We start from the raw sequence: 17986 nt of genomic DNA, 5'->3' as shown, positions 1-17986 counted from the left end.
AAAATATTAAGAAGAGAGTTATAGACAATAGGCAAAAAAAAAGCCAGCACCCGAGCTGGCTAGTAAAAAAATACTGGAAGCAATGTGAGCAATGTCGTGCCTTCCGCGGAAAACCTCTTACCGCTGAAGGACAATACGGATGATAATATTTATCATTAGCATTTGTAAAGCACTTTGTTGAGAATTTTTCTCACTTTGTTTTTTTTGACTATTTGGGGATAGAAAGTTTTTTAAGTTACAATGGCAAAATCGTTTCTCTAAAAGACATTATTTATGCGCCCTATTTTATTTATTGGTACTTTGTTACTCACGGTTACAAGCGCAACTTGTATCGCGGATGTAGCACCAAAAACACAAGCACCATCTATAACGCTTGAACCAACTCCAATTAATCAAAATGGTTTTGTTTACTGTGTTGATGGCAGTGTAAATACTTTCAATCCACAGTTATCAAGTAGTGGATTAATTATTGATCCCCTAGCTGCACAGCTTTATGACCGTCTTTTAGATGTTGACCCTTACACTTATCGTCTGATCCCTGAAATCGCAGCTCGCTGGGAAACATTAGATAACGGTGCAACATACCGCTTTTATTTACGTAAAAATGTCTCTTTTCAACAAACATCTTGGTTTACACCAACACGTAAACTTACCGCTGATGATGTTATTTTTAGTTTTGAAAGGATGATTAATCCACAAAATCCTTTCAATCAAATTAATGGTGGAAAATATCCCTATTTTGACAGTTTAAGTTTTGCCAATAATATCCAATCGATCAAAAAACTTGGTCAATACACAGTAGAATTTAGCTTGAAAGAACCTGATGCCTCTTTTTTATGGCATCTAGCAACACATTACGCTCCTATTCTTTCTGCTGAATACGCTCAAAATTTAGAAAAAACAGGCGATCAAACACAACTTGATTGGAAACCAGTAGGAACAGGCCCTTTCTTTCTAGATGAATATCAGCCAGGACAATTTGTTCGTTTATTTAGAAATAATGATTACTGGAAAGGGCAACCAAAGATGCAACAGGTTGTTATTGATATGGGTGCAGGTGGTACCGGTCGTATATCTAAATTACTCACTGGTGAATGTGATGTTTTAGCCTACCCTGCCGCAAGCCAATTAAAAGTGTTACGTGACGATCCACGATTAAGATTAACATTACGTTCCGGTATGAATATCGCTTATTTAGCCTTTAACACCAGTAAACCACCATTAAATGATCTTAAAGTTCGTCAAGCTATTGCTTATGCCATTAACAATGAACGTTTAATGGAATCTATTTATTATGGTACAGCCGAAACGGCAGCTTCCGTGCTTCCTCGTGCATCTTGGGCTTATGATAACCGAGCAAAAATCACAGAATACAATCCTGAAAAATCGAAACACATTCTTAAAGAATTAGGCCTTGATGGGTTGAAATTAAATCTTTGGGTGCCTAGCGCCTCACAATCTTATAATCCAAGTCCATTAAAAATGGCAGAACTTATTCAAGCAGACTTAGCACAAGTGGGTATTCAAATGAATATTCGTCCTATCGAAGGGCGATATCAAGAGACAAGCATGATGGATCGCACTCATGATATGACCTTATCTGGTTGGTCAACTGACAGTAACGATCCTGATAGTTTTTTCCGCCCTCTCTTTAGTTGTGCAGCCATTAGTTCACAAACTAACTTAAGTCATTGGTGCTTACCTAACTTTGATGATATTTTAAAAAAAGCGCTTTATAGTCAGCAACTTGCTTCAAGAATGGATTATTATCATAAAGCGCAAGATATACTTGCTCAAGAGTTACCTGTGTTACCTTTGGCAAACTCTTTACGTATGCAAGCATATCGTTATGATATTAAAGGATTAGTGTTGAGTACCTTTGGTAATGCGTCTTTTGCTGGTGTTTATCGAGAGGCAGAAGTAGACGAACAAAATCACAAGAAAGAGGCTGTAAAATAATCCATGATTATTTATTCAATACGTCGATTACTTTTATTACTTGTGACACTGTTCTTTTTGTCGCTAGTAAGCTTTAGCCTAAGTTATTACACACCAAATGCTCCATTAAGTGGTGCATCACTCACCGATGCCTACTTTTTTTATGCCCATAATATGATCCATTTTGATTTTGGTATTTCCTCTATCAATGGTGAACCTATCAAATCGCAATTGGTAGAAGCACTTCCAGCAACCATGGAGCTTTGTATCTTAGCGTTTCTTTTTGCCCTTATTGTAGGTATTCCCGCTGGTATTATTGCGGGAGTTTGGCGTAATAAATCCGCCGATATTATTATCAGTAATTTCGCACTCTTAGGTTTCTCTGTGCCTGTATTTGGGCTTGCATTGCTGTTAACTCTTTTTTTCTCACTAAAATTGGGTTGGCTACCTGTTTCAGGCCGTATTGATTTGCTTTATAACTTACAACCTATTACAGGCATTGCATTAGTGGATGCATGGCTTTCTGATTCTCCTTATCGCCAGCAAATGATCATTAACGTATTACAGCATTTGATTTTACCCATAATAACTCTGGCGATTGCACCAACAACCGAAGTTATTCGATTAATGCGAAATAGTACGGAAGAAATCATGTCAGAGAACTACGTGAAAGCGGCTGCAACTCGAGGCCTCTCACGTTTTACAATTATTCGTCGCCATATTCTTCATAATGCTTTACCCCCTATCATTCCTAAATTAGGCTTACAGTTCTCCACCATGCTGACACTAACGATGGTGACAGAAATCGTGTTTAACTGGCCTGGACTTGGTCGTTGGTTAGTTACAGCAATCCGCCAACAAGATTACTCTGCTATTTCAGCTGGTGTCATGTTAGTGGGTTCAATGGTCATTATTGTTAACGTCTTATCAGATATTGTGGGCGCAATGAGTAACCCAATGAAACACAAGGTGGGATATGCCTTTAGATAGCCAATTTTATAAAGAGAAAAAAACGCCCACACCCGCAGCGGTAATTTGGCAATGTTTTTCTAAAGACGTTATCTCAATGGTCGGCTTTTATGGCGTCCTTTTTCTCTTAGTGCTCAGTATAATAGGTCCTTATATTGCGCCTTATGCACTCGACCAACAATTTTTCGGTCATCAGCTGACTCCTCCATCTTGGTATCAAAACGGCAATGTCTCCTATTTCTTTGGTACAGATGATTTAGGGCGTGATGTGTTTAGCCGAATTTTAATTGGTACAAGCATGACCTTTGGTGGTGCATTTATTGTCACTTTTGCAGCGACATTAATGGGATTAATTATTGGCTGTTTTGCAGGTATGACCCACGGCTTAAAATCCGCCATTCTCAATCATATATTAGACACGCTGTTATCAATTCCATCCTTACTACTTGCTATTATTGTTGTGGCTTTCGTAGGAACAAGCCTTGGTCACGCGATGATAGCAATTTGGCTAGCACTATTACCTCGTTTAGTCAGAATGATTTACTCTGCTGTTAATGATGAATTAAACAAAGAGTATGTTATTGCTTCTCGACTTGATGGCGCATCGAACATCTCTATTTTATGGTACACCGTACTGCCTAATATTACGCCTGTATTAGTTTCTGAATTAACACGCGCTTTCTCAATTGCTATTCTTGATATTACAGCATTAGGTTTTCTCAATTTAGGAGCCCAACTTCCTTCACCAGAATGGGGAGCTATGTTAGGTGATTCTTTAGAGTTAATTTATGTTGCCCCTTGGACAGTCTTAATTCCGGGCGCCACTATTATGATAAGTGTTTTACTGGTAAACCTTTTAGGTGATGGTTTACAGCGTGCAATAAATGAGGGAGTGGAATAATGCCTTTATTAGATATACGCAATTTAACCATTGAATTTATGACACCTGATGGCCCAGTAAAAGCGGTAGATCGTATTTCTATAACCTTAAATGAAGGTGAAGTGAGAGGCCTTGTTGGTGAATCAGGATCAGGTAAAAGCTTAATTGCAAAAGCGATTTGTGGCGTAACAAAGGATAATATCAGTGTGACAGCCGATCGTTTCCGTTTTGATGATATCGACTTACTTAAATTATCACCCAAAGCACGACGCCGTGTCATTGGTCATAATGTCTCAATGATTTTCCAAGAGCCACAATCTTGTCTTGATCCTGCTACAAAAATTGAGCAACAGCTTATACAGGCAATTCCCCGATGGACTTTTAAAGGTCATTGGTGGCAGCGCTTTCATTGGCGAAAACGTCGCGCAATTGAACTATTGCATCGTGTAGGTATTAAAGATCATAAAGACATTATGCGCAGTTACCCATATGAATTAACTGAAGGTGAATGCCAAAAGGTGATGATTGCTATTGCTATTGCAAATCAGCCTCGATTACTGATTGCGGATGAACCTACTAACGCTATGGAGCCTGCAACACAAACCCAAATCTTTCGTTTGCTGACTCGACTCAATCAAAATAACAATATGACCATTTTGTTGATTAGTCATGATTTGCAATGGATGAGTAAATTAGCAAATAAAATTACGGTTATGTATTGTGGACAAACTGTCGAAACCGCATCCCCTGACGAGTTATTAGTGACACCTTATCATCCTTATACTCAAGCTTTAATCCGCTCTATTCCCGATTTTACCAACTCATTAGCACATAAAAGCCGTTTAAATACATTACCTGGCGCAATTCCCTCTCTTGAGCATTTACCTGTAGGTTGCCGGTTAGGGCCTCGCTGCCCTTATGCACAACGACAATGTATTGAGGCACCTCGGTTACGTTTATTTAAAAACCACGCCGTGGCTTGTCATTTTCCGTTAAATGTGGAGCCAACTGATGTTCGATAAACTGCTTGAGGTAAAAAATCTATCAAAAACATTTCGCTATCGTACTGGATTATTTCGGCGCCAGCAGTTAGAAGCGGTAAAACCAGTGAGTTTTACGCTAGAACCCAAGCAAACTTTAGCTATTATTGGCGCTAATGGTTCAGGAAAATCTACACTAGCAAGAATGTTATCAGGAGTAACTGAGCCTACAGGTGGCGATATTTTTATTGATGGGCATCAACTGACTTTTGGTGATTATTCTTATCGTAGTCAGCGAATTAGAATGATATTTCAAGATCCCACTAACTCATTAAACCCACGCCAGCGTATCGGTCAAACATTAGAGATCCCTTTACGCCTGAATACAGAGTTGAGCGCTATTGAGCGTGAGAAACGAATTTATCAAACATTACGTCAAGTGGGTCTTTTACCTGAACATGCAAATTATTATCCTCATATGTTTGCATCAGGCCAGCGCCAACGAATTGCGCTTGCACGAGCATTAATTTTACAACCTCAAGTGATTATTGCTGATGAGGCAATAGCTTCGCTGGATATGTCTTTACGATCACAAATTATAAACTTGATGCTAGAACTGCAAGAAACACATGATATTGCCTACATTTATGTGACACAAAATTTAGGTATGACAAAACATATTAGCGATAAAGTCATTGTGATGGATAATGGTGAAGTCGTTGAACGTGGTAATACAGCAGAAGTCCTTGCATCACCATTACATGAAGTCACTCGAAGATTGGTAGCAAGTCACTTTGGTGAAGCCTTAACAGCAGAAGCTTGGCGCCAAGATTTGACTTAAATGTAAACAATATAAGCATAATGTTGATTGCACATTATTTCGCCCTTTTCCCTTAACTCCTCGGAGGTGCTAGGGAAATTAAACAAATTTACAAATGTCGTGGTAGAATCAGCCACGTTTATTAACAATAAGCGTGATAACCTAACAGATAAATAAAACTGTGAATGATGTTATTATCGCGATTTACGAAAAAACAAGGATACAGCTATGGGCTTTATGACCGGCAAACGCATTCTTATTACTGGTGTTGCGAGTAAATTATCAATTGCTTATGGTATTGCCAAAGCTATGCGTGACCAAGGTGCAGAACTTGCATTTACTTACCAAAATGAAAAACTGAAACCACGCGTTGAAGAATTTGCAGCATCATTAGACTCAAATATCGTATTAGAGTGTGATGTGTCAAAAGATGAAAGCATCGATACTATGTACGCAGAACTTGCAAAAGTTTGGCCAAAGTATGATGGCTTTGTTCACTCTATCGGTTTTGCTCCTGCTGACCAATTAGATGGCGATTACGTTAATGCAGTAACTCGTGAAGGTTTTAAAATTGCTCACGACATCAGCGCATACAGCTTCGTTGCCATGGCAAAAGCAAGCCGTGAAATGCTAAATCCAAATTCAGCTCTATTAACTCTGACTTATTTAGGCGCTGAACGTGCAATCCCTAACTATAACGTTATGGGTCTGGCGAAAGCCTCTTTAGAAGCTAACGTTCGTTATATGGCAAATGCTATGGGTCCTGAAGGTATTCGTGTTAACGGTATCTCTGCTGGTCCAATCCGTACATTAGCGGCATCTGGTATCAAAGATTTCCGTAAAATGTTAAGCCATTGCGAGTCTGTAACCCCTCTGCGTCGCACTGTAACAACCGAAGATGTTGGTAATACAGCAGCATTCCTATGCTCTGACTTATCTGGTGGTATTACAGGTGAAATCGTTCATGTAGATGGTGGTTTCAGCATCGCTGCAATGAATGAATTAGAACTAAAATAATTCTATTTCAAAAAATAAAAGCCAGTCTTACTGTTAAGACCGGCTTTTATATATCATTACTACTATTTTTACTCTTAACGCTATTAACTATCGCGTTTTTATCTAGCATTTCTCTTTTTTCTTCTATTTTGAATATTATAGCTCGTTAGATCAATTTCATTTTTTTAGTTTATTCCTATAATCCTTTTTTTATATTAGCGATAAAATAATCACATATTAATAAAAGGATTTAATGTATGAAGAAATTTAGATTTCTGTTTTATATTTTTGCCCTTATTGGTGCGATTATTTTTATTGTAGCTTTATTTGTTATTAAGTCTGAATTAAATTTAGTAAGAAATGGAGTCGAAACAATAGGGGTTGTTATTGATCAAAGTATCAGTAAATCTTCTAATGGTAGCTATTTGTATCACCCTATAATTCAGTTCGATACAGAAGATAATAGAAAAATAGTGTTTCGCTCTCCAGAAGGTAGTAGTCAATCCCGATTTTATCTTGGTGAAAAGATTAATGTTATTTATCTTCCAAGTGATCCCCAAAGAGCAACAATAAACAACTTTTTAGGCTTATATGGCGCGGGTACTATATTAAGTATTTTTGGATTAGTATTTGCATCAACAGGGCTTATCCCTTTATATTTCATCAGAAGAAGATCCACAAGAGATCAACGACTAAAACGCGATGGAATGCCTATTAATGTAAAAATATCTGAAATTATTATTAATAATAATATTCGTTTTAATCACCGTTCTCCCTATCAAATTATTGCTGATTATCATGATACATTAAACAATCGATTAATTCGTTATAAAAGTAATTATATCTTCTTCGATCCTACGCCCTATATTAATAGAGAACTTGTTACAGTCTATATTGATAAAAGAAACCCGAAAATTTATTACCTTGATATTTCATTTTTACCTTCATTTGAAGAGTCGTAATAAAATACGCCTTATATATTATAAATATAAGACTCATTTACTTTCGAGTGTTTTCATCAATTAATCGTTTTGTTCACAAATTTACAAAAGCCTGTTTTATTAGCACCATTTGAGTTTGCTAATTTCTTAGAACCTCTTATCATCTTATATTAGTGAAGATATTCTAATATCTGTAAGTTAATTCACCACCTCATTGATAGGGAGCTATTCAATATGAAATTGTACTACACGCCCGGTAGTTGCTCGCTTTCCCCTCATATCGTTTTACGTGAGACCGGTTTAGATTTCTCAATAGAGCGAATCGACTTACGTGCTAAGAAAACAGAATCGGGAAAAGATTTTCTAACCATCAATCCAAAAGGCCAAGTTCCTGTTCTTCAATTAGATAATGGTGATATTTTGACTGAAGGCGTTGCAATTGTTCAATACCTTGCTGACTTAAAACCTGATAGAAATTTAATTGCATCGCCAAAATCGCTAGAACGTTATCATCAAATTGAATGGTTAAACTTTCTTGCAAGTGAAGTGCATAAAGGCTATGGCCCTCTATTTTCACCAGATACACCTGAAAGCTATGTACCTATTGTTAAAACTAAATTAAAAAGCAAATTCGCTTATATTAATGATGTATTGAGCAAACAAAAATGTGCATGTGGTGATCATTTTACGGTTATTGATGCCTATTTATTTACATTAAGCCAATGGGCACCGCATGTTGGTTTAGATTTAACAGATTTAACACACCTACAAAACTACCTAAAACGCATTGCACAACGACCTAATGTACATAGTGCACTGGTCACTGAAGGGTTAATTAAAGAGTAAATTAAAACTCAATAAAAAAGCGGATATCACATTAATATCCGCTTTTTCTTCTCTTAAAGTCGATTAATTTAATCTAGTTGTGTTGCGCAGAATCTGTGTGTTGGATGCACCATTTGATCTTGAGCTGCAACGAGTTGCAGTTCGTACTCATTCATCTCTTTTGTTTTTAGCATCACTTCATAAACTGCTGAGGCAACGTGCTCTAATGCGGTTTGTAATTCAACACCTTTGAGTAAATCCACCAGCATTAAACCACTTGTTAAATCCCCCACCCCCACGGGTTGACGTTCACCAAAATCAACTAGTGGACGACTAACATGCCAACTATGTTCTGCGGTTACTAACAGCATTTCAAAACGATCATGTCGATATCCAGCACGTGATAAATGTTTTACTAATACAACCTTAGGACCTTGTTTACATAATTCACGAGCGGCATTTACGCACTCATCAACATTATGAAGGGCTTTACCACCACTTAATGTTTCAAGCTCTAATAAATTAGGTGCAATGATATCACTAATAGGTAATGCTTCTTCACATAGCACACCAGAAACAGCAGGAGGAACAATACATCCTTTTTCAGGATGCCCCATTACAGGATCACAAAAATACCATGCGTTAGGATTCGCTTGTTTTACTTTTTTAACGATATCAACAATACGCAACCCCTGCTCAGCCGATCCTAAATAACCACTTAGTACTGCATCACATTGTGAAAGTTTACCGATTGTGGCAATACCATCAACAATCTCCGTAATATGTTCTGCTGACATGACACAGCCAGTCCATTTTTCTGGATATTGAGTGTGATTTGAAAACTGCACTGTATTTAGAGGCCAAACATTCACCCCCATACGACGCATTGGAAACTCAGAGGCACTGTTACCGGCATGACCAAAAACAACATGTGACTGAATAGAGAGTATATTTTTCATGACATAAACCGATTATTGTGAATACACACAACACCCAAGCTTTATCATCATAGGCGAGGTATATACATTTATTTATTGTTATTAAGAAAAAGGGCAACTCACCGGCTGCCCTTTACTGTCAATTATTTCCAGATAACGAGGCAGTAATGTTTTTTACCACGGCGTAAAATAGAGTAATGACCAAATAAGAAATCTTTTTCTTCAAAGATGTATTCAGGATTATCTTGTTTTTCGCCATTAATTGAAACTGCGTTAGAGCCAATCATTGTACGAGCCTGACCGCGAGAAGGAACTAATTCTGCGTTAACCAGCGCTTGTTGCAAATCACTGCCTTTTTCTAACTCAATTGTTGGCATACCATCTTGTGCTAATTGTTCAAGGTCAGCTTGTGTTAAGTCTGCAATTGCACCAGAGAATAAGCTTTCTGTAATACGTTTAGCGGCGATTAAACCTTCTTCACCATGAACCAAACCAGTAACAAGTTCTGCCAATACACGTTGAGCACGAGGCGCTTGACCGCTATTTTTATCTTCTTCTTCAAGTGCATTAATTTCTTCGATGCTCATAAATGTGAAGAATTTTAAGAAGCGATAAACGTCAGCATCTGCTGTATTGATCCAGAACTGGTAGAATTTGTATGGGCTTGTTTTCTTAGGATCTAACCAAACCGCACCACCTTCTGTCTTACCGAATTTAGTTCCATCAGATTTAGTAATTAATGGTACAGTCATACCAAATACTTGTTTCTGGTTGAAACGACGGGTTAAATCGATACCTGAAGTAATATTACCCCACTGATCAGAGCCACCGATTTGCAATTCAACACCTAAATGCGTATTTAATGACGCAAAGTCATAAGCTTGTAATAGGTTATAGGCGAATTCAGTAAAAGAGATACCCACATCGTCACGGTTTAAACGTTGTTTAACCGCTTCTTTGTTGATCATTTGGTTCACAGAGAAGTGTTTACCGATATCACGCAGGAATGTCAGCACATCCATTTGACCGAACCAGTCATAGTTGTTTGCTAATTCCGCACTGTTTTCACCACTGTTGAAATCTAAAAAAGGTGACACTTGTTTACGAATTTTTTCTACCCATTCGTGAACAGTATCTTGGGTATTCAGTTTGCGCTCGGTGGCTTTAAAACTAGGATCACCAATTAGACCCGTTGCACCACCCACCAACGCCACAGGCTTATGCCCGGCTAGTTGGAATCGTTTTAAACACAGCAAAGGAACCAAATGCCCCAAATGCAGGCTATCAGCGGTAGGATCGAAGCCACAATAGAGAGCGATAGGACCTTGCTCCAAACGCTCTACTAAAGCTGCCTCATCCGTGACCTGAGCGATTAGCCCACGCTCCTGCAATTGTGTGATTAGGTTCTTGCTAGACATCAATGACTCCATCGGTTTATTGTTTTTTGTCTATTTAAAATATAAGTGAAACACGAGTGGTATAGCATAAAGCGCCACTACATTAAGTACCAGTAGAAAAAGACTTTTTGAGGTAAATTTATTAACACGCTATTAAGGTGCTAACCGCTCAATGTCCCATCCTTGTGGTGATTTTTGATAGATAAAGCGATCGTGTAGCCGATTTTCTCGTCCTTGCCAAAATTCAACAGAATCAAATATCACACGATATCCCCCCCAGAAACTCGGTAATGGCACTTCCCCATTTTGGAATTTCTGCTTTAATTCTAGAAACTTACTTTCTAACACGCCTCTTGCGGAAATGCGGGAAGACTGTCGAGAAGCCCACGCTGCAATTTGACTATCTTTAGGGCGACTATGGAAATATTTAATAACTTCAATAGGAGATAGTTTTTCGGCTTTCCCTAAAAAACAAACTTGTCTTTCTAATGGATACCAAGGGAATAATAAACTGACGCGTTGATTGTGCTCTAAATGACTCGCTTTGCGACTGCCTAAATTGGTATAAAAGACTAAGCCATGTTCATCGAAATGTTTTAATAACACAATGCGTTGGTAAGGTTGACCATTTTCATCAACAGTTGCAACACACATTGCAGTAGGATCACTCAAACGCGCTTCACAAGCCTGCTTTAACCATTTTTCAAACAAAACTAATGGCTGTTCAGTTAATTCATGACGTCGTAGCCCACCGTTCATATATTCGCGGCGTAAATCAGCAACATCAATAAAATCAAGTTGTGTCATTTTTCACTCTCTCTTTTGAGAAACTACATTCAGCATATCACGCTTAACGAGGATTTGTAGGGTAAATCGCCCCTAAAACGGTTTCTCTCGATGCCCCTGTTACAGAAGGTAAATTCCCTGATTCATTTGCAATAGTGCGCGCTGCTAACCAAGCAAATGCCAGTGCCTCCATATCATCACCACTTAAACCATATTTATCCGTTGTTGTGACTTCTGTGCCGGATAATAATGAAGCTAAACGATGCATAATTTGCTCATTTCGCGCCCCCCCACCACAAACGAGTAAACGTTCACATCCACCGTTTAATTGTATCTGTTGCACAATACTTATCGCGGTTAATTCAACTAGCGTTGCTTGTACATCTTCAGGAAAAACATTAGGTACTCTTTCTAAATGGTAATTTAACCATTGTGTATTGAAATATTCTCGCCCTGTACTTTTAGGTGCTGAACGCGAAAAGTAAGGATCCGAAAGCATATCTTTTAATAAAGTTGGGTTTACAGTGCCAGTCGCAGCCCATTTGCCATTATCATCATATGGTGTTTGATTGTGGATCCAATTCCAGCTATCTAATAGCATATTTCCTGGTCCCGTATCGTAGCCTTTAACTGCAATACCGGGTAATAACAATGAGATATTGGCAATACCACCAATATTTAAAATAATACGTTTTTCAACAGGATGTCCTAATACAGCAAGATGAAAAGCCGGTACTAAAGGTGCGCCTTGTCCGCCGTAAGCGATATCTCTACGACGAAAATCACCGACTGTCGTAATTCCTGTTAGTGTAGCAACACGGTTATTGTCACCAATTTGCATAGTAAATGGCATATCACTTTCTGGCTCATGCCAAACAGTTTGCCCATGACACCCTATCGCCGTAATATCACTCGCGCTAAGTTTCGCTTTTGCAAGTAACTCTATGATCGCTTGCGCATAAAGCTCACCTAATTGAGCATCTAATAAGCCGATTTCATGCAAGGTAGTCGGTTGCCCTTGGCAAACAGCTAAAATTCGTTGGCGTAGATTTTGTGGATAAGGCAGAAAATGATTTTCTTGTTGTGCAACAAACTTATTATTGATTGCAGCTAATACAACATCAACACCATCTAAGCTTGTGCCAGACATCACGCCAATGTACCGCCCTGCTATCATGTTCTTTTCCTTATAATCAAGATGATGCAAATTTTTAACATATAATGTTATATTCTCTTTTTTCAGAAATCTCTTCTGTTTTTACTATCGGCCTTTACTATATAGTAAGCTATATATTATTAAAATCAGTCTCGACATACGCAAAAAACAAGCTATAACTGATAATAGATAACATTGGTATAATCTGAGCAATTTACCTCAGGTTTTCTTTAGGAGTGACTATGTTTAAGCATTTACTTATTGGCCTTTTCACAATGACTGTACTTACTGGTTGTGTGAATACAAATTCACTATCCGGTGACACTTATACTGCAAGCCAAGCCAAACAAGCTCAAAATATTACTTATGGTACAGTGGTTTCTGTACGTGCAGTGAATATTCAAGCGGGTAGCGATGAAAATATTTTAGGTGCTATCGGTGGTGCCGTTCTTGGCGGTATGTTAGGTAACACTGTTGGCGGAGGAACAGGTCGTAACTTAGCAACAGCCGCTGGTGCAATTGCAGGTGGTATGGCAGGACAACAAGCACAAGGTGCTTTAAATACGACTAAAGGTGTTCAAATTGAAGTTCGTTTAGATAGTGGTAAAACCGTCGCTATCGTTCAAAAAGCAGATAATACCGTGTATCGTCAAGGTCAACGTGTTGCAGTTATCGGTAACGGAAATAACTTAACTGTTTCTCCTCGCTAATTAGCAACAAAAAACAGGCAACATTAAAGTTGCCTGTTTTATTTTATGATCCAATAATAAGTAATCTAAAGAGAGAACGAATATATAATCTAGTTCCTATAATTAGGAATATATAATGATTTTTGTTATATACTCGTCAAACTTCAGTATTATTGATATCGTTTACTCGCACTAGTTACATATTTTGCTCCTAGTGACTCATTCACTTGTTATCTAGCTGAATATTGGATTATTGAGAGTATAGTTATCATCATATAATTAATATTATTTAAATAGAATATATATTAAACTTGAAATTGTTAGTCATGTAACCTATTTATATTTTTTTCTAGTTTTTGGATTGTACTTATTAGTCTTTCTATTTCCTCTAGTTGAATACCACCTAATATTTCTCGTCTCGTTTTTTCTATAACAGCATAAACCTCATTAATAAAAGGCTCAGATTCTTTTGTTAATTTTATACGTTTTGCTCTACGATCATTTGCACATGTATGCCGACATATCAGTTTTTTCTCTTCCAGTTGATCTAAGGTTCTTACTAAAGATGGTTGTTCGATTCCTATTGCTTTTGCCAATTGGATTTGTGACTGCTCTGGAGGTAATTGGCTGATATTGTACAAAGTAACCCAATGGGTTTGAGTTAATTTTAATGGTTTGAGACGATGATCAATTAAAGCACGCCATAATCGAACTAAACGCGCTAAATCAGCTCCTAATGTTGATTCCACTTATCTCTCCTTAATTAGCATTTTCAGTCAACTTATTACAAAGTTTAGATATTCATTTTTAATACAGTATTTACCTATTCTTTTTAATTAAAACATTACCTTTAATAACTAATGTAGTTATATATCCTATTTATTAGATAAGTAATTATTTTCCAGACATAATTAAACCATTTCTTTCTAGCCACGAAAGTTCATAAAGAATAACCTTGTTATAAAAACTAATCTATATTTTTTTACATAATAATAATTATTATTTTACAGACAACATCCGAAACAAAAAAAACACATTGATAATCAGCCAATTAAAAGTAGTGTGGTCTGGTAATAAGTTAAAATTGCAACCTTAAATTAATAAAGAAAAAATAATAAACCACATGACTACAATAAATAACAATAATGAATTAAAAAGATAGTTAATTATTATTTTAATATTAAAAAATAAATAGAACATTTAAAATAAATTGAGTTGTTTATTTTCTTTTTCAATTGCAGAACCCACTTTTTTTAATGACCTTAAATAACGTTGCTGACAAAGCCGTAATATATTTCTTTTCTGTTGTTGATTCATTGTTGACCAATTAAACCGCTCTTGACGGCTGCGATAGCAGCCAACACAATATCCTTGCATATTCATTTCACAACGCCCAATACAAGGGCTAGGAATATCAAAAAATTCTAATTGTTCCTGCATTTGATTTTCCCTCCCTATTGTTTGTTACAATAGAGTATAGTTAATAGAGATATTAACTGCACAACATAGTTTATTGAACTGTTAAAGGCGTAGTAAAATTGAACTTTAGGGCTTTAACGCGTTATAGTACCCCGCCATCAGTTTATCTGTAGGGTTTAATCATTAAAAAACACAAGAGGTTTATATGCGAGTACTTCATACCATGATCCGTGTGGGCGACTTACAACGTTCTATCGACTTTTATACCAAGGTTTTAGGTATGCAACTTCTACGCACTAGCGAGAATGAGGAATATAAATACTCGTTAGCTTTTGTTGGTTATGGTGATGAAAGCACTGGTGCAGTTATCGAATTAACCTATAACTGGGGTGTAAATAGCTACGAAATGGGAACCGCTTTTGGGCATGTGGCATTAGGTGTAGATGATGTTGCCGCAACCTGTGAAGCCATTCGCCAAGCTGGCGGTAATGTTACCCGTGATGCAGGCCCAGTAAAAGGTGGCTCAACAATTATTGCTTTTGTTGAAGATCCTGATGGATATAAAATCGAGCTCATCGAAAATAAAAGTGCAAGTCACGCTCTAGGTAACTAATTTTATTAAAACCAGAAAGATACAGATGTTATCTTTCTGGCCTTACTGATTATCAATTTCCGATATTTTATTTTTATCGGATAAGTACAACTTAATGCCTGATATAAATAATCCCAATAAGCTTTGTAACCGTTTTCGGGGTTACTACCCTGTAGTTATTGATGTTGAAACAGGTGGATTTAATGCGAAAACAGATGGTTTGCTTGAAATCGCCGCTATTACATTAAAAATGGATGAACAAGGTTGGCTAAAACCTGATAACACATTACATTTTCATGTTGAACCTTTTGAAGGGGCTAACTTAGAGCCGGCAGCCTTAGAATTTACAGGTATTGATCCAACCAACCCTTTACGTGGCGCAGTCAGTGAATATGAAGCTTTTCATGCCATTTTTAAAATGGTGCGTAAAGGAATGAAGGATGCAGATTGTAATCGCGCCATTATTGTGGCTCATAATGCAAATTTTGATCACAGCTTTGTAATGGCAGCAGCTGAACGTGCTGGATTAAAACGTAACCCTTTTCACCCTTTTGCCACCTTTGATACTGCGGCTTTAAGTGGATTAGTATTAGGACAGACAATTTTAGCTAAAGCCTGTATCACTGCTGGTATTCCCTTTGATAGCAAATTAGCACATGGTGCGTTATATGATACTAATCGCACATCATTACTTTTTTGTGAATTAGTTAACCGCTGGAAAAAGCTTGGTGGATGGCCATTGCCTACACCTTGAAGCCATAATTTTGCTGATACATATATGAATAATAGAAAAAGCCAGTTCACACTAATGAACTGGCTTTTTCTTGAAGAACTGATTATTTTTATACGTTTCAATAGCGAAACGATAAAAAATTAATTACTGTGCTTCTTCTTCACCACGATATTTATCAGCAGTCTCTTTTAGTAACTTCTGTAATTCACCGCGCTGATACATTTCTAAAATAATGTCACATCCACCGACTAATTCACCATCTACCCATAATTGTGGGAAGGTTGGCCAGTGTGCATACTTTGGTAATTCTGCACGAATATCTGGGTTTTGCAGGATATCAACATACGCAAAACGCTCACCACAAGCAGAGATAGCTTGAACTGCCTGAGCAGAAAAACCACAACTTGGTAATTTTGGTGAACCTTTCATGTATAAAATAATTGGGTTTTCATTGATCTGGCGTTCAATTTTTTCAATAGTCGTCATTTGTAAGTCCTTACAACCTTTTATATTCGATATGCTTTATAGGGGAAAACATGAAAGAAGAATACCACTTTATATTAGAAACCTCTATATAAGTTTAGTTATCGATATAAAACAATAAGTTGGTATTAAACTATGAAATTACTGATAAAAAAACACGCATGATACATAAAAAATAAATCAATACGTTACAGATGGTTATGACTGTGCTTCATCTTACCGCCGACATAATCACTAACTATCCTTTATATTAAAGAAGAAAAAAAGCAACTTTTACATCAAAACCAATACATTAGATTTCATAATTTATACATTAAGATAAAACGCTACCTTCTTAAAAGGATATAATGTATATAGATAGGTTTGTTATAAAACCTGATGAGTATTAACTATTATGGACATGATTTTGCTATTTCTTTTAGTAGGATGTATCACTGGCTTTTTTGCTGGGCTACTTGGCATAGGAGGCGGTGCAATCATTGTTCCGGTAGTAATGTATGTTGTGAGTCAACAAGCTATTCCAATAGATATGGTGATGAAAATTGCCTTATCTACCTCCTTCTCTGTCATTATATTTTCTACAGCATCTTCAGCGTATTCTCATAACAAACACAAAGCCATTTTATGGCAGCAATTTCCTCTATTATCTATCGGCACTATCATCGGTATGCTTGTTGGGACATTTCTGGTACAAAAAATGTCAAATACGATATTACAAATCGTGTTCTGTATTTTCATGGTATATACCATCTATGGATTATTAACTAAAAAGAAAGAAGCGGAACGTATTGAAAACGTGAAAGATCCTACTGTTTCAAAACCAGCGTTAACAAGTGGTGGCTCTTTGATTGGCTTTATATCCAGTTTTATTGGTATTGCAGGTGGTACGATCACCATTCCTCTTTTAAGTCATTGGGGATTTAATACCCGTAAATGCATTGCGACATCATCAATGATCGGCGTTATTATTGCCTCTATCGGGACTATAATGGGTATTATTTATGGGTGGGGTCAAACAAATATTAATGACTATTACTTAGGCTTTATCTATTTACCTGCCTTTATCGGAATAAGTATTACCAGCATTCTCTTCGCACCTATCGGTGTGAAAGTCGCTTATCGACTTCCTATCCCAAGAGTTCGCCAAATATTTGCATTATTTCTATTCTTAGTCGTGGTGAAAATGATATATACGCTTATTATGGAATAATAACTTGTTAATGAAATAAGCTTTTTGAGGATAATTTCTAGGAATTACAAACAAGGCCTATGCTAATTAAAATAAAGGTAATTCCTAGTTAAACCAACTCTTTTCAAAGGAGAAATCATAATTACAACATAATAACAGCCTAACATAACTATAAATATTTTATTTTAGTTACAATTTTTAGCTTTAAAAACCATGTCTTGTTGCCAATCCAGAACTGCCCCCCATTTTATTTGC

Annotated in this window: 19 protein-coding genes; 12 read left to right on the top strand and 7 right to left on the bottom strand. The window is 36.9% G+C overall.

Translation table 11 applies throughout. From position 1 onward, the window contains the following. Positions 1–273: 273 nt before the first annotated feature. The 8 genes from sapA (at position 274) to gstA (ending at position 8370) form a co-directional block, all read left to right on the top strand. Complete coding sequence (gene sapA / locus DK858_RS10355; RefSeq protein WP_109397321.1) at positions 274–1959, top strand: ABC transporter substrate-binding protein SapA; 1686 nt, start codon at positions 274–276, stop codon at positions 1957–1959. A gap of 3 nt (positions 1960–1962) precedes the next feature. After that, positions 1963–2928 carry a putrescine export ABC transporter permease SapB gene (gene sapB, locus DK858_RS10350; RefSeq protein ID WP_109397320.1) on the top strand — a complete coding sequence of 322 codons (966 nt, stop codon included), beginning with the start codon at positions 1963–1965 and terminating at the stop codon, positions 2926–2928. Then, positions 2915–3808, top strand: coding sequence for a putrescine export ABC transporter permease SapC (gene sapC, locus DK858_RS10345; protein WP_023582324.1), 894 nt, complete (start codon positions 2915–2917; stop codon positions 3806–3808). The genes sapB and sapC overlap by 14 nt, the downstream gene beginning before the upstream one ends. Continuing rightward, entirely contained in the window at positions 3808–4809 is a 1002-nt protein-coding gene (sapD, locus tag DK858_RS10340; RefSeq protein WP_109397319.1) for a putrescine export ABC transporter ATP-binding protein SapD, read from the top strand. Before sapC ends, sapD begins: the two co-directional genes overlap by 1 nt. After that, on the top strand, positions 4799–5608 hold the full coding sequence (sapF, locus tag DK858_RS10335; RefSeq protein WP_109397318.1) for a putrescine export ABC transporter ATP-binding protein SapF: 810 nt from the start codon (positions 4799–4801) through the stop codon (positions 5606–5608). Before sapD ends, sapF begins: the two co-directional genes overlap by 11 nt. A gap of 207 nt (positions 5609–5815) precedes the next feature. Next, positions 5816–6604: an enoyl-ACP reductase FabI gene (gene fabI / locus DK858_RS10330; protein WP_006537026.1), complete on the top strand. Its 789-nt coding sequence runs from the start codon at positions 5816–5818 to the stop codon at positions 6602–6604. A 236-nt stretch (positions 6605–6840) separates the two neighbouring features. Then, a complete protein-coding gene (locus DK858_RS10325) occupies positions 6841–7545 on the top strand; it encodes a DUF3592 domain-containing protein (protein WP_109397317.1) in 705 nt (234 codons plus the stop codon). A gap of 213 nt (positions 7546–7758) precedes the next feature. After that, entirely contained in the window at positions 7759–8370 is a 612-nt protein-coding gene (gstA, locus tag DK858_RS10320; protein ID WP_109397316.1) for a glutathione transferase GstA, read from the top strand. A 68-nt stretch (positions 8371–8438) separates the two neighbouring features. Here gstA and pdxY read toward each other — a convergent pair whose 3' ends face one another. The 4 genes from pdxY to anmK form a co-directional block, all read right to left on the bottom strand. Beyond that, complete coding sequence (pdxY, locus tag DK858_RS10315; protein WP_109397315.1) at positions 8439–9308, bottom strand: pyridoxal kinase PdxY; 870 nt, start codon at positions 9306–9308, stop codon at positions 8439–8441. Positions 9309–9430: 122 nt separating this feature from the next. Continuing rightward, entirely contained in the window at positions 9431–10705 is a 1275-nt protein-coding gene (gene tyrS, locus DK858_RS10310; RefSeq protein WP_109397314.1) for a tyrosine--tRNA ligase, read from the bottom strand. A gap of 132 nt (positions 10706–10837) precedes the next feature. Continuing rightward, positions 10838–11491 carry a pyridoxamine 5'-phosphate oxidase gene (pdxH, locus tag DK858_RS10305; protein ID WP_109397313.1) on the bottom strand — a complete coding sequence of 218 codons (654 nt, stop codon included), beginning with the start codon at positions 11489–11491 and terminating at the stop codon, positions 10838–10840. Between the two features lie 43 nt (positions 11492–11534). Then, the gene (anmK, locus tag DK858_RS10300) at positions 11535–12647 is read right to left on the bottom strand and encodes an anhydro-N-acetylmuramic acid kinase (protein ID WP_109397312.1); all 1113 of its coding nucleotides are present in this window, start codon (positions 12645–12647) and stop codon (positions 11535–11537) included. 221 nt (positions 12648–12868) lie between these two features. Between anmK and DK858_RS10295 the strand changes: the two genes are divergently transcribed. Beyond that, a complete protein-coding gene (locus DK858_RS10295) occupies positions 12869–13336 on the top strand; it encodes an outer membrane lipoprotein (protein WP_109397311.1) in 468 nt (155 codons plus the stop codon). Between the two features lie 299 nt (positions 13337–13635). On the opposite strand, the gene slyA is transcribed toward DK858_RS10295, so the two are convergent. Then, a complete protein-coding gene (gene slyA, locus DK858_RS10290) occupies positions 13636–14064 on the bottom strand; it encodes a transcriptional regulator SlyA (RefSeq protein ID WP_109397310.1) in 429 nt (142 codons plus the stop codon). Positions 14065–14515: 451 nt separating this feature from the next. After that, positions 14516–14755: a DUF1289 domain-containing protein gene (locus DK858_RS10285; RefSeq protein WP_109397309.1), complete on the bottom strand. Its 240-nt coding sequence runs from the start codon at positions 14753–14755 to the stop codon at positions 14516–14518. 184 nt (positions 14756–14939) lie between these two features. Here DK858_RS10285 and gloA point away from each other — a divergent pair, with 184 nt between their 5' ends. Both gloA and rnt read left to right on the top strand, forming a co-directional pair. Continuing rightward, positions 14940–15347: a lactoylglutathione lyase gene (gloA, locus tag DK858_RS10280; RefSeq protein ID WP_036937247.1), complete on the top strand. Its 408-nt coding sequence runs from the start codon at positions 14940–14942 to the stop codon at positions 15345–15347. A 94-nt stretch (positions 15348–15441) separates the two neighbouring features. Next, positions 15442–16080, top strand: coding sequence for a ribonuclease T (gene rnt, locus DK858_RS10275; RefSeq protein WP_075673239.1), 639 nt, complete (start codon positions 15442–15444; stop codon positions 16078–16080). A 123-nt stretch (positions 16081–16203) separates the two neighbouring features. Here rnt and DK858_RS10270 read toward each other — a convergent pair whose 3' ends face one another. After that, positions 16204–16545, bottom strand: a complete 342-nt coding sequence (locus tag DK858_RS10270; protein ID WP_006537039.1) for a Grx4 family monothiol glutaredoxin — start codon at positions 16543–16545, stop codon at positions 16204–16206. Between the two features lie 391 nt (positions 16546–16936). Here DK858_RS10270 and DK858_RS10265 point away from each other — a divergent pair, with 391 nt between their 5' ends. Continuing rightward, entirely contained in the window at positions 16937–17752 is an 816-nt protein-coding gene (locus DK858_RS10265; RefSeq protein WP_109397308.1) for a sulfite exporter TauE/SafE family protein, read from the top strand. Positions 17753–17986 lie beyond the last annotated feature (234 nt).

The organism is Proteus faecis, assembly GCF_003144395.1.
Taxonomy (GTDB): domain Bacteria; phylum Pseudomonadota; class Gammaproteobacteria; order Enterobacterales; family Enterobacteriaceae; genus Proteus; species Proteus faecis.
The sequence above is the reverse complement of the archived record's forward strand: the minus strand, read 5'-3'. Positions and strand labels throughout refer to the sequence as shown.